The 12,271-nt window shown below is 60.4% G+C and carries 11 protein-coding genes and 1 pseudogene; 6 read left to right on the top strand and 6 right to left on the bottom strand.

The features are described from left to right. The first annotated feature begins 100 nt into the window (after nt 1–100). Nucleotides 101–2,683 (top strand): DNA ligase D, encoded by a 2,583-nt coding sequence (gene ligD / locus KVQ74_RS28555; RefSeq protein ID WP_217834714.1) that lies wholly within the window; start codon nt 101–103, stop codon nt 2,681–2,683. Here ligD and KVQ74_RS28550 read toward each other — a convergent pair whose 3' ends face one another. Together KVQ74_RS28550 and KVQ74_RS28545 are read right to left on the bottom strand one after the other, a co-directional pair. Beyond that, entirely contained in the window at nt 2,684–3,085 is a 402-nt protein-coding gene (locus tag KVQ74_RS28550) for a hypothetical protein (protein ID WP_217834713.1), read from the bottom strand. Between the two features lie 114 nt (nt 3,086–3,199). Beyond that, the gene (locus KVQ74_RS28545; protein ID WP_217834712.1) at nt 3,200–3,514 is read right to left on the bottom strand and encodes a DUF2388 domain-containing protein; all 315 of its coding nucleotides are present in this window, start codon (nt 3,512–3,514) and stop codon (nt 3,200–3,202) included. Nucleotides 3,515–3,765: 251 nt separating this feature from the next. On the opposite strand from KVQ74_RS28545, the pseudogene KVQ74_RS29730 reads away from it, so the two are divergent. Beyond that, nucleotides 3,766–4,521, top strand: a pseudogene (locus tag KVQ74_RS29730) (MCP four helix bundle domain-containing protein); the annotation flags it as partial. Then, complete coding sequence (locus KVQ74_RS29725; protein WP_404822781.1) at nt 4,516–5,379, top strand: methyl-accepting chemotaxis protein; 864 nt, start codon at nt 4,516–4,518, stop codon at nt 5,377–5,379. The pseudogene KVQ74_RS29730 and the gene KVQ74_RS29725, both read left to right, overlap by 6 nt. Before the next feature lie 166 nt (nt 5,380–5,545). On the opposite strand, the gene KVQ74_RS28535 is transcribed toward KVQ74_RS29725, so the two are convergent. Further along, nucleotides 5,546–5,977 carry a nuclear transport factor 2 family protein gene (locus KVQ74_RS28535; RefSeq protein WP_217834710.1) on the bottom strand — a complete coding sequence of 144 codons (432 nt, stop codon included), beginning with the start codon at nt 5,975–5,977 and terminating at the stop codon, nt 5,546–5,548. 430 nt (nt 5,978–6,407) lie between these two features. On the opposite strand from KVQ74_RS28535, the gene mqo reads away from it, so the two are divergent. Beyond that, nucleotides 6,408–8,057 (top strand): malate dehydrogenase (quinone), encoded by a 1,650-nt coding sequence (gene mqo / locus KVQ74_RS28530; protein ID WP_217834709.1) that lies wholly within the window; start codon nt 6,408–6,410, stop codon nt 8,055–8,057. A 67-nt stretch (nt 8,058–8,124) separates the two neighbouring features. On the opposite strand, the gene KVQ74_RS28525 is transcribed toward mqo, so the two are convergent. Continuing rightward, nucleotides 8,125–8,553, bottom strand: a complete 429-nt coding sequence (locus KVQ74_RS28525) for a nuclear transport factor 2 family protein (protein ID WP_217834708.1) — start codon at nt 8,551–8,553, stop codon at nt 8,125–8,127. Nucleotides 8,554–9,103: 550 nt separating this feature from the next. Here KVQ74_RS28525 and KVQ74_RS28520 point away from each other — a divergent pair. Together KVQ74_RS28520 and KVQ74_RS28515 are read left to right on the top strand one after the other, a co-directional pair. Next, a complete protein-coding gene (locus KVQ74_RS28520) occupies nt 9,104–9,457 on the top strand; it encodes a hypothetical protein (protein WP_217834707.1) in 354 nt (117 codons plus the stop codon). Between the two features lie 179 nt (nt 9,458–9,636). Further along, nucleotides 9,637–10,962, top strand: coding sequence for a ComEC/Rec2 family competence protein (locus KVQ74_RS28515; protein ID WP_217834706.1), 1,326 nt, complete (start codon nt 9,637–9,639; stop codon nt 10,960–10,962). A gap of 8 nt (nt 10,963–10,970) precedes the next feature. On the opposite strand, the gene KVQ74_RS28510 is transcribed toward KVQ74_RS28515, so the two are convergent. Next, on the bottom strand, nt 10,971–11,549 hold the full coding sequence (locus KVQ74_RS28510; protein ID WP_217834705.1) for a DUF4123 domain-containing protein: 579 nt from the start codon (nt 11,547–11,549) through the stop codon (nt 10,971–10,973). After that, the coding region (locus KVQ74_RS28505; RefSeq protein ID WP_404822778.1) for a bacteriophage T4 gp5 trimerisation domain-containing protein at nt 11,546–12,271 on the bottom strand (726 nt) is incomplete at its 5' end. The genes KVQ74_RS28505 and KVQ74_RS28510, both read right to left, overlap by 4 nt.

Below are 12,271 nucleotides of genomic sequence, written 5' to 3'. Positions count from 1 at the left end.
CGGACGTTCCACCCGTCCGGGGCTTTTTCATGTCGATTGAATTTTTCACCGCGCCTGTCGCTCTTCTGCATAACAGAGCCAGTCCGAGCCCGGTGAGCCCATGAACAGGAACCTCGACGACTACAACCGCATGCGCGATTTTTCGGGCACGTCAGAGCCGGCGGCGGTCAAGCGCACCGGCCGCAAGTCCGCTGGCGAGCATGCCTTGCAGTTCTGCATTCAGAAGCACGACGCCTCGCACCTGCATTACGACTTTCGCCTCGAACTCGATGGCGCGTTGAAGAGTTGGGCGGTGCCCAAGGGGCCATCGCTCGATCCCAAGGTCAAGCGCCTGGCGGTGCATGTCGAGGACCATCCGCTGGATTACGCGACCTTCGAGGGCAACATTCCCGAGGGGCATTACGGCGCCGGGGACGTCATTGTCTGGGATCGCGGGGTGTGGATTCCCCTCGACGATCCGCAACAGGCCTACGCCAGGGGCAAGCTCAAATTCGAACTGCAAGGCGAGAAACTGGCGGGGATCTGGAACCTGGTGCGCACCCACATGCCGGGCAAGAAAGAGCAGTGGTTTCTGATCAAGCATCAGGACGGCGCCGCCCGCCCGCAGGAGGATTACGACGTGCTGGTGGCCGAGCCGGACAGTGTGCTCAGCGAGCGCAGCATCGTCGACAAGCCGAAGCTCGCCGCCAAGCAGGTCAAGCCCCTCAAGAAGGCGCCAGCCAAGGCCGGCAAAGCAGCGTCCGGCAAACTGTCCGGCGCACGCAAGGCCAAACTTCCGGCCACGCTGAAACCTGAATTGGCGACCCTGGTCGACAGCACGCCGGCAGGGGACTGGAGCTACGAAATCAAGTTCGACGGCTACCGGATCATGGCGCGCATCGATCATGACGAGGTGCAACTGTTTACCCGCAACGGCCACGACTGGACCCACAAACTGCCGCAGCAGGTCGAAGCCCTCAAGGCGCTGAAACTGGAGTCGGCGTGGCTCGACGGGGAAATGGTGGTGGCTGATGAAGACGGCGTACCGGACTTCCAGGCGTTGCAGAATGCTTTCGATTCGGGGCGCAGCGGCAACATCGCCTACTACCTGTTCGACCTGCCGTACCTCAACGGCGTCGACCTGCGCGAAGTGCCGGTGCAAGAGCGGCGGGCGGCGCTGGCGACGGTGCTCAACGGTCATGAGCAGCCGCAGTTGCGCTTCTCCGAAGCCTTCGATGAAGCGCCGGACGCGCTGCTCAACAGCGCCTGTCAGATGCAAATGGAGGGGCTGATCGGCAAACGCCTCGGCTCGCCCTATGTGTCGCGCCGCAGCAGCGACTGGATCAAGCTCAAGTGCAAACATCGGCAGGAATTCGTGGTGGTCGGTTTCAACGATCCGAAAGGCTCGCGCCATGCGTTCGGTGCGCTGCTGCTTGGGCTGCATGATCGCGACAGCGGTGAATTGCGCTACGCCGGCAAGGTCGGCACGGGGTTTACCCAGACGACCCTGAACCACATCCACGCGCAACTCAAACCGTTGCAGGTCAGGCAATCGGCGCTGGCCAACCCGCCCACTGGTTTCGAGGCCAAGGGCGTTCACTGGCTCAAGCCGCGTCTGCTGGCGGAAGTATCGTTCGCCGAGATGACCCAGGACGGCTCGGTGCGTCATGCGGTGTTTCATGGTCTGCGCGATGACAAACCGGCGAAGGCCATCACCGAGGAGCGAGCCCAACCCGTGAAGACTTCAAAGGCGAAAAAAGCCGCTGCCGGCAAACCGTTGAAGAAGGCTGTTGCGACTGCACCTTCCCAAGCGGATCTGGCCGGCGGCAAGGTGCGTATCACGCATCCTGATCGAGTGATCGACGCCAGCAGCGGCACCACCAAAATGCAACTGGCCGAGTATTACGCCAGCGTCGCCGAGTTCATTCTGCCGCAGCTCAAGGATCGCCCGGTGGCGCTGGTGCGTGCGCCGGACGGGATTGCCGGGGAGTTGTTCTTCCAGAAAAACGCCGAGCGCCTGGCGATCCCCGGCATCCAGACGCTGGACAAAGAGCTGACCGGCCAGCCGATGATGCTGATCAACAACGCCGAGGCGCTGATCGGCGCCGTGCAGATGAGCACGGTGGAACTGCACACCTGGAACGCCACCACGGTGGCGCTGGAGAAACCCGACCGCTTCGTCCTCGACCTTGACCCGGACCCGGCGCTGCCGTGGAAAAGCATGGTCGAAGCCACCGCCCTGACCCTGACGGTGCTGGACGAACTGGGCCTCAAGGCCTTCCTCAAGACCAGTGGCGGCAAGGGCATTCACCTGGTCGTGCCGCTGACCCGCAAGCTGGGTTGGGATGAGGTCAAGGATTTCAGCCACGCCATTGTCAGCCACATGGCGAACTTGTTGCCGGACCGGTTTTCTGCGGTGTCCGGGCCGAAAAATCGCGTGGGACGAATCTTTATCGATTACCTGCGCAACGGCCTGGGCGCCACCACCATTTGCGCTTATGCGGCGCGCACGCGGGACGGCTTGCCGGTGTCGGTGCCGATCTATCGCGATGAAGTCAAAGACCTGAAGGGGGGCAATCAGTGGAACATACACAATGTTTATGAGCGCCTGGCGGAGGTCGGGGACGAGCCTTGGGCGGATCTGAAGAAAACCCGTCAGAGCATCACCGCCGACATGCGCAAGCGGCTGGGTCTGAAGAAATGATCAGGCGTTGCGCAGCAAGTCGTGGGCGTTGAGCAGTTCGAAGGCGACTTCCGGATGGCGCTCCAGTCCTCGGCGGATGGCGGCAGGGATGGTCTTGCGTGTCTTGCGGCACATCCCCGGAAGTTCATCGATCTGAATCTCGATCCCGCGCATGGTGCGCACTTCATTGAAGCCGGGTGAGATATCCACGCGAATACCCAGTTGCTCGAACATCCTGCGTTGCAGGCGTTCGAGATCGGCCAGGCTTTGCAGGTTTTCCAGGCGTTCGAGCAGACGTTGTTCTTCCTGGCGGGTGAGCAGCAGGATGCGCACATCCGCGCCGGGCCTTTCCAGCAACGGCTCGCGCCCACAATCGCAGGCACCGGGCGGGCAGGGGGAACGGAGGGGAGCGGAAATCGTCATGGCCTCCATCATAGAGGCCGTTCGACGGTTTTGCCCATGGCCGTTCGAATGCCGTCCATCGGCAGAGCCAAAGGGTGGCGAATCCGGTCGACCACCACTGTCGAGCGTGCTGGCTTACTGAGACAGGCCTTCGTAATGAACGAGGATGGCGTTCGCCAGATCTTCGTCGCTGGCATTCAGGCCGGGATTTGCCTGACGAACCTGCTGCAGCACCGATTCCAGGTACACGCCACGGATCGTCCCGCCGCTGGCGACGAATGCGGACAAGTCGTCACGGGCCGGAATCACCATTTTGTGGTCCTTGAAGGTCGAGTACAGGGACGCGGAAACGCCTGCGGAAGTGGCGACATCGCCCGCGTCCACACGGGCCAAGGCCGAGCCGAAGGGCAGGCACAACATGAGCGATGAAACGAGTAATAAACGACGCATGACGGTGTTCCTCCAACAGCTTCTAGCAAAAAGGAAGTACCACATAACGTCAGAGGTGCGCGGCCACGCGGGAGTTCCGTGCGAAAGGCCGGGCGGTAAGGACGCGCGAATTGCGACGCGCCGCACAGTCCGGATTCCCTGGCGCCGGGCGCGGATACAGGTTGCGACGTTCCGGTGCGGCAGACCGATGGAAATAGGCTTAACTGAATCCCTGACAGGCGTATCCCAGCGCGCCCACGGAGGATTTCACGGTGTCGATCAAACTGCGTTTGGTGTTGCTGATCGCGACCAGCCTGCTGACGGCGTTGATCGTGAGTCTGGTCAGTTACGTCGGCAATCTGCGGATGGCCTCGGCGGTCAGCGAAAATGCGGTGAGCATGACCGCGCTGCGCAACCACATGGAGGCCGACATGATGCACGACGCCCTGCGCGCCGATGTGTATTCGGCGATGCTGGTGGGCCTGGGCAAGAGCACCAGCAGTGCCGACGAGGCGCGGGCGTCGGTCGATGAGCACGCGGCGCACTTTCGCGAGGTGCTGGAGGAAAACCTCAAGCTGCCGGTCAACGGCACGATCCGCACGGCGCTGGAGCAGATCAAGCCCAGCCTCGATACGTACATCAACGCCGGCGAACGAATTGTCGGCCTCGCCCTTGAACAACCGGATGCGGCGCAACAGGAGCTTGGTGCATTCAACACGGTGTTCGGGCAGCTCGAAGAGCAGATGGCCGCGCTCAGCGAGTTGATCGAAACCAACACCCGGCAGACCAGCGAGGGCACCGAGTCGGCGATCCGCAACGCCAATATCGCCCTCGGCGTGGTGTTGCTGGCCAGCGTCCTGTTGCTGCTGGCCCAGGGCCGCTGGGTGATTCGCAGCATCATGGGACCGCTGAAGTCCGCCAGCCGGATCGCCGAAAGCATTGCCCATGGCAACCTCGGCGAAACCATCATCGAACCGTCCGGCAAGGATGAAGCCAGCGCGCTGATCCGCACCCTGGCGACCATGCAACGGGACCTGCGCAACATGATCGACGTGGTGCGACGCAACGCCCACGGCGTCAGCGGCATGAGCGAGCAACTGAGCCACGGCTGTCATCAGGTGGCCGACAGCAGCCAGCAGCAAAGCACCGCCGCCGGCACCATGGCCGCCGCCGCGAGCCAGATGACCGCCAGCATCGAGGAAATCACCCGCCACGCCGAACGTGCGTTGAGCATGGCCAATCAGGCCGAGGCCCTGGCGAAGAATGGCGGCCAGGTGATCCATCAAGTGGTCAGCGACATGGACGACATCGCCCGCTCCGCGCAGCAGTCGGCACACGTCATCCGCACCCTGGATCAGGAATCCGAAGGCATCTTCAACATCATTCAGGTGATCAAGAGCATCGCCGACCAGACCAACCTGCTGGCGCTCAATGCGGCGATCGAAGCTGCCCGGGCCGGTGAGCAGGGCCGGGGCTTTGCGGTGGTCGCCGATGAAGTCCGCAGCCTCGCCGCGCGCACCAGCGCCTCAACCCAGGAAATCGCCGCGATGGTCGCCCGCATCCAGCACAGCACCCGCGAGGCGGTCAGCAGCATGGAAGCGGGCGTGGCCCAGGTCGACAAAGGCATGGCCGTGACGGCCGACGTCGAACGCGCCATCCGCGAAATCCTCGACGCCACCCTCAGCACCACACAACTGGTCAATGACATCACCCGCACCATCGGCGAGCAGAGCCAGGCGAGCAACGAGATTGCCCATCAGGTGGAAATGATTGCGGGCATGTCCGAGGGCAACAGCAAGGTGATCGGGCAGACGGCCAATACCACGGACGAGCTGTCGAGTCTGGCGGGGGCGTTGGCGCAGTCGGTGGATCGGTTCAGGTTATGAGGGGATAACCGGCATTGGCGGTGTCAGGGGTGGATGCTTTCGCGGGCAAGCCCGGCTCCCACAGAGTCGAATGTTGAGGGAGCCGGGCTTGCCCGCGAAGAGACCGGCTCAAACGCCAACAATTGACGGGAAGGCATCGAGCTTCATGCTCCCCGCGCGGCTGCTATCAGAACTTGAACGCCTGCCGCCCCACCAGCAACCACTTCCCATGCTGCTTCTGCCACACCTGGAAGTTCTCGATTTCAGTCGGCACCACCTCGCTGCCTTTGATCGCCTGGCCCGAAAAGTGATGGCGCACCAGGGCGGTATCGCCGGACAGGGTGATGGTCTGGTTTTGCATCTCCAGGGTCTTGAATGCGCTCTTGCCGGTTTCGATGTCGGCGATGAACGCCTGTTTGTCCTGGATCTTGCCGCTGGAGTGGCCGTAGGTGAGGTTGTCGGCGGTGAGGGCCTGGAGTTCGGCGATGTCCTTGTGCAGCATGGCCTGGGTCAGATGATCGACCGCTTGGGCGACGTCTTTTTCGGCCGGGGCGGGCGCTGCGGCGACATAGCCGCTGAACACGCAGAAGAAACCGAACAGCAGTTTGGCTTTGTGCATGGGTATTCCTTGTTGTTGTAGGGGATTCGAATGACTGGATATTTGTCAGTCGTCGTACAACTTAGCAGGTTTCTTCCCGCACAAGGAAGTCTTCAGGAACCATCGGAAAACTCTCCGGTCGCGAACAGACGCGCGGGTTTGCCCTGACGTGATATTCTTCGCGCCAACTTGGTTTGACCTACATTCAGTTTGCCCGCCTTAAGGGGGGGGCTGACGGAATACCTGTCGCTCAAGTAGCTGAAGCCAATAATGATAAGAAGTCAGTTCAGAAGGGACATTAACTGAGGTCGATGCGGTATGTCGGCCTTGCGTGCCCACCCGTCAAAATTGAAGTGTGCCGGACCCGTGACGCTAGCCTGAGCGTTGCACAAAAGGGATCGCACACGCACAACAGCGGCGGGCGGAAGGCGTTTTATCATAGGTGCAACAGATGTTTAAAAAAGTGAACACAGCCTTGCTGGGGCTGGCTTTGGCGATGGGGATGTCTTCCGCCAATGCTGCCGAAGCAAAGAAAGTCGATGTGCTGCTGATCGGTGGCGGCATCATGAGCACCACCCTGGGTGTGTGGATCAATGAGCTGGAACCGACCTGGTCGATGGAGATGGTCGAGCGCCTTGACGGCGTCGCCCTGGAAAGCTCCAACGGCTGGAACAATGCCGGTACGGGTCACTCGGCTCTGGCCGAACTGAACTACACCCCGGAAGACGACAAGGGCAACGTAACGATCCCGAAAGCCGTCGAGATCAACGAAGCGTTCCAGGTGTCCCGTCAGTTCTGGTCCTGGCAGGTTCGCCAAGGCGTGCTGAAAGATCCGCGCTCGTTCATCAACACCACTCCGCACATGAGCTTCGTGTGGGGCGATGACAACATCAAGTTCCTGAAAAAGCGCTACGAAGCCCTGAAGGCGAGCCCGCTGTTCGCCGGCATGCAGTACTCCGAAGATCCGGAAGTCATCAAGAAGTGGGTCCCGTTGATGATGGAAGGCCGCGATCCGAACCAGAAGATCGCCGCTACCTGGAGCCCGCTGGGCACCGACATGAACTTCGGCGAGATCACCCGTCAGTTCGCCGGTTACCTGCAGACCAAGCCTAACTTCGACCTGAAACTGTCGAGCGAAGTGCAGGACATCACCAGGAACGCCGACGGCACCTGGCGCGTCAGCTACAAAAACCTGAAAGACGGCACCAAGACTGAAACCGATGCCAAGTTCGTGTTCATCGGCGCTGGCGGCGGTGCCCTGCACCTGCTGCAGAAGTCGGGCATTGCTGAAGCCAAGGAATACGCTGGCTTCCCGGTCGGCGGCTCGTTCCTGGTGACCGATAACCCGGCCATCGCCGAGCAGCACCTGGCCAAGGCCTACGGTAAAGCTTCGGTTGGCGCACCGCCGATGTCCGTTCCGCACCTGGACACCCGTGTCCTGGACGGCAAGCGCGTGATCCTGTTTGGCCCATTCGCGACCTTCAGCACCAAGTTCCTGAAAGAAGGCTCGTACCTGGACCTGCTGACCAGCACCACCACCCACAACATCTGGCCAATGACCCGTGTGGGCATCAAGGAATACCCGCTGGTCGAGTACCTTGCCGGTCAACTGATGCTGTCGGATGAAGACCGCATGAACGCGCTGAAGGAATACTTCCCGAACGCGAAAGCGGAAGACTGGCGCCTGTGGCAGGCCGGCCAGCGCGTGCAGATCATCAAGCGTGATGAAGCTGCCGGTGGCGTGCTGAAACTGGGCACCGAAATCGTTGCCGCGCAGGACGGCTCCATCGCCGGTCTGCTGGGCGCATCGCCAGGCGCATCGACCGCTGCACCGATCATGCTGAGCGTGCTGCAGAAAGTCTTCAAAGACAAAGTCGCCACTCCTGAGTGGCAAGCCAAGCTGCACCAGATCGTTCCAAGCTACGGCACCCAGCTGAACAACGATCCAGCCAAAGTGGCTGAAGAGTGGGCTTACACCGCCAAGGTCCTGCAACTGCCAACCCCTCCGGTGATTGGTCAGGCTGCCGCTCCGGCGGCGGACGCTGCGGCTGAAAAAGCGCCAGCTCCGAAAGAAAGCGCTGCACGTGACATGGCTCTGTAATTCAGACGTCTGACACACAAAGCCCACTGAACCGGTAACGGTCAGTGGGCTTTTTTGTGCCGCAGATTCAGGCCTTCGCGGCCGCCAGATAGGCGCCCAGGCGTCGCCCCATCTCCTCGCCCAGCGCCTGCAACCCGCTCAACGGTCGCACCATCACCTCAAACTCGACAATCTTCCCCTGCTCATCGAAACGGATCATGTCGATGCCTTTCAGCTCCCTGGCGCCCACTTTGGCACTGAATTCCAGCACCACATTCAAGCCATCCGCCGTTGCCAGTTCACGGTGATATTCGAAGTCTTCGAACACCTTGGACACGGTGCTGAGGATCATCGACACCACCTGGCCACCCGGATAGGGCGTGTGGGCCATCGGCGAGCGGAACACGGCGTTGGCGTCCAGCAGCTCGGGCAGGGCACTCAGGTCGCCGGTGCGGATCATGCTGTGCCAGCGGTTCAGGGACTCGGCAGCGGCGGGGTGCAGGTTCAGTTCGGACATGGATCACTCCTGTATTTTTGTTGTTCTTCACGGGACGCCAGAGACTGTAGATCAAAGTGTCGGGATTGGAATCATCGGCGTTGATCTGAATACCTGCCTATAGGCTTTGAAGATCAGACGATGCAGTCTCCGGCAGAGCGATGTGCATCTGATCCGCTTTTTTCTGTCTGATCTGCATCTGTAACGATCTCAGTCGTGGGCTCAAAATGACCCTGCATTGCGGCCACTCGCGGCGAGCTTCATCCGGAAGCCCCCGGTGCACCGCAAACTCTGCATTGAGGAGAGCTTCATGACTAAGATGGCGATTTTCCTGGGTGGCTTTCTGACGCTGACCATTTTGATTGGTGTGCTGGCGACGATTTCTCCGGTTTAAGTGAAACCGCTTCGCGCGGTAGATCCTTAACTGCTGGTCAGTGTTCTGGCATAGAACAGATCCGGCGTTCTCTGACATGGTGACGATCGTCAAAGGAATGCTACTCTTCGGCAGGTTGCCCGGTGGGTAACGTGTTTTTCCGGTTGGGTTTTCTACCTGTCAGGGACGGAAGAAGGGATGCTGACGATTTCGCAGCAGCAGTGGCTGCTCATGGAAGACGCCTTTACAGGTATGACCTGCGCCCGGGTTGTGCAGCACCTGAAGGACCACCATCACGATATGATCCAGCGCCTGACTCCAGAGGAGCTGCAAGCGTTCGCCGACCGTGCCGTGAGTGATGCACAAGTGGCAGGATTTAGCGCTCATCGTGATTACTGCTGCTACGCCTCGTTGCGTTTGCTTGAGCCAGGCTTTGAAAGCCGTCCGCAGGTCCAGGCGATTCTCTTGCAATCATCGCAAGCCGATGACACCCGCATGGCTCGTATTCTGTCTGCGCTCGAAGCCGATGCCGCTCCTCAGGTGACGCCATGAGCTGCGCAGGCTGTGGCACTCTGGTTCCTCCCATCAAACCGATCAAATGCCCCACTTGCGTGTCGGGCAGGGTTTTGTGCAAGGCATGCTACGACCGCACTGTCTGGTATTGCCCGACGTGCAATGGTCGCTTATGGGTGGCACCGGATTCGTGGAGTCATTACCCGCCAAGAAGCCTGTTGACGACGAAGGATCTGGAGTTGGCCAGGCGCATCCGGGGGGATCGTTCTGGCGATATCAGTGCACCGTCAATGTCGTCCAGCTCCGTCCCTCAGATCCAGACCCAGTACAGCGCAATGCCTGCGCAAAGCTCTCTGATACAACCTTGTTTGAAAAGCGTCGGCGGCAGCATGGCGTCTGACGTCGAAACGGCCATGGAGCTTGAAGACGACGAGAAAGAAGAGGATGTGCTGCTGGAAGTGCATTATCTGGATGTCGGAATGGGTGACAGCACGCTGATTATCTGCCGTAAGTCGGGCTACACGGTGCTCATCGACTGTGGTTCGACGCTCAATCAAAAGGTAGCGGGTCTTGAAGCGCTCACGTTTGTGCGTGCGAGGTTGCTGGCGCTGATGCATGAGCGCAAATTGCCGGCCCCCAAAATTGATCGGGTCTACATCACTCACGCTGACCGTGATCATTACAATCTTCTGTCTGCCTTGCTGCATTACAAATTCGACCAGGGCAATGACATGCCCTTGATCCAGGTGGGCAGTTACTGTCTGGGGGGGGAGTTGAGCGATTACACCGCAGCTTCCGCCAACCCGTTTTCGGGCTCCGAAACGATGCATCAGTTCCGTAAATTCGTAGGCGCGGCGAAAGAGTTCACCCCCGCATTTACCGGCGAATTGCCTGAGCGAATCGACGAGTTTGTCCACGTCCAGGTCTTGTCCGCCAACGTGGTGCCGACGCACGGTGAAACCCCGGTGAATGCCAGCAGCTTGTGTATTCTCTTCACGGTAAGGACCGATGCAGGGGACAAAAGATTGCTGTTCATGGGGGATGCCGAGAAAACGGTAGAGGCCGTGCTGGTCACCAACCATGCCGCAACCATCAAGAACTGCTGTGCGCTGAAGCTTGGCCATCACGGTGCGGAAGCTGGCTCGAACGCGGATTTTCTCAAGGTGGTCAATCCCGGATATGTGTTTGTCAGTGCCGACATGCAGTGGTCGCATCCCTATACCAGTGTGGTCAAGCGTGTCCTTGAGCTGCCTTCAATGCAACGGTTCGGCATCAATGATCCGTCCCATACAATCGTCCACGGTACAGGCGGCTCAAAACACCGGGCTTATTCCGAACAGAGTATTTCGGCGTCTCTTTTCTCCAGCCTGGTGGGTTTCGAAACCGATACCAGTTTTTCGGATAAAGCGGTCAAGGCCCGCAAGGCGGGGGATGACCCTGTCATTGCGACGGGGGTGCAACACACGTTGAACATCTGTAAGGACGGGGCAGTAGGGGTATACGATGCCATCGCGGGTGAGGAGGGCGAACTGGTCGAGCTTTGAACGGGTTGTTACGGGTCAGACTGTCCAGATGGCCAGATATTCACTTGAGCGCCAGCTCCACCCGCCGGGTCCGCCAAATAGCTGATCAGCGAGTGCCCGGTGCCGGTTTCGCTGACGAGTCGGGTTGCCGGACCGAATACGGCCAGGCGCTCTTCTGTCGTACACGCCGGCAGGTACACGCGCAGCACCCGGGGATCATAAAAGCGAAAGACGAGAAGATTGCCATCCGGGCCTTGCACCCGCAGCAGGGTACGGAAGTGGCTGCGTAATTCGTCGAAGGTGACGTGCGTCGGTGCGACGGCGAAACAGCCCCAACTTTGCCCCCAGCCTTGTTCCAGTACGAGCCTTGTATAGGGTTGCTGTGGATCGAGGTGCAGCAGATACGGCGCAGCAGCGGACAGCTCCGTTGAGAGTTTTCCGGCGTACAGGCAGGAAAACTCAGCGCCGCTGGTGCGAACCAACGGTTCGATACGTGGGTCGCGGGCGCCGTCCAGCAAGGCGTATGCCTTTGAGGTGCCGACGCCGGAGCCTTGTGGCCATAGTTCGGTGGTCAGCCATTCACTCAGACTCGGGCGAAATTGAGTCATTTATTGCATACCTCGCAGAACGGCACGCCGCTTTTGGCGGCGGCCACCAGGTTTTTGGCCTGCAGGTTCTGTTGCGCGAGCCGGGTCTGGGCGCTGGTCGGGGTGGATGCGGTTTTCGGTGCCGCGAGGCTGGCGGCAGGAATCGGCGTGTTGAGCGGGGCAATACCGAGGGTTTTGCCAGCCGCATCGGTGTCGGCGGGTGTTACCGGCGTCGGCAATTTGATCGCAATGCCGCTACCCGCGCCCGGTCCGCCGCCGGAGTTGACCTTCACCTCCGAGCCGCTGATGGTCACGCCGCCGACATCAACCTTCACAAAGCTGCCACCAGCCTTGGCCGTCAGCTCCATGGCCCCTTCAACCACCACCTTCTCGCCCGCGTGGTAGTGAATCTCCGTCCCGGCCTCGACAAACTGCGCCGTCCCCACCTTCACATGCTGGGTCACACCCACCGTCAGGTGGTCGTCCGCCCGCATCTCACTGACACGATCCAGGTAGGTAATCCGGTGTTCTTCCACCTTGAACTCACTGAGCACATTGGCCTCGACCGTGTCGTGCCGTTCGTTGCCGATGCGGATCTTCTGGTCGTGCTCGATGTTTTCGTCCCAGTCGCGCTGGGCGTGGAGGTAGATCTGCTCCGCGCCTTTTCTGTCCTCGATGCGGAACTCGTTGTAGCCCTTGCCGCCCGGTGAACTCAGGGTCTTGAAGGTGCTGCGGGTCTTGTT

Origin of the sequence: Pseudomonas botevensis, assembly GCF_019145475.1 — a bacterium.
Lineage (GTDB): Bacteria > Pseudomonadota > Gammaproteobacteria > Pseudomonadales > Pseudomonadaceae > Aquipseudomonas > Aquipseudomonas botevensis.
The sequence above is the reverse complement of the archived record's forward strand: the minus strand, read 5'-3'. Positions and strand labels throughout refer to the sequence as shown.

Excerpts from the sequence above, each read along its gene's own strand:
- ligD (WP_217834714.1), top strand. The coding sequence starts at position 101 with ATGAACAGGAACCTCGACGACTACAACCGCATGCGCGATTTTTCGGGC.
- KVQ74_RS28550 (WP_217834713.1), bottom strand. The coding sequence starts at position 3,085 with ATGACGATTTCCGCTCCCCTCCGTTCCCCCTGCCCGCCCGGTGCCTGC.
- KVQ74_RS28545 (WP_217834712.1), bottom strand. The coding sequence starts at position 3,514 with ATGCGTCGTTTATTACTCGTTTCATCGCTCATGTTGTGCCTGCCCTTC.
- KVQ74_RS29725 (WP_404822781.1), top strand. The coding sequence starts at position 4,516 with ATGCAACGGGACCTGCGCAACATGATCGACGTGGTGCGACGCAACGCC.
- KVQ74_RS28535 (WP_217834710.1), bottom strand. The coding sequence starts at position 5,977 with ATGCACAAAGCCAAACTGCTGTTCGGTTTCTTCTGCGTGTTCAGCGGC.
- mqo (WP_217834709.1), top strand. The coding sequence starts at position 6,408 with ATGTTTAAAAAAGTGAACACAGCCTTGCTGGGGCTGGCTTTGGCGATG.
- KVQ74_RS28525 (WP_217834708.1), bottom strand. The coding sequence starts at position 8,553 with ATGTCCGAACTGAACCTGCACCCCGCCGCTGCCGAGTCCCTGAACCGC.
- KVQ74_RS28520 (WP_217834707.1), top strand. The coding sequence starts at position 9,104 with ATGCTGACGATTTCGCAGCAGCAGTGGCTGCTCATGGAAGACGCCTTT.
- KVQ74_RS28510 (WP_217834705.1), bottom strand. The coding sequence starts at position 11,549 with ATGACTCAATTTCGCCCGAGTCTGAGTGAATGGCTGACCACCGAACTA.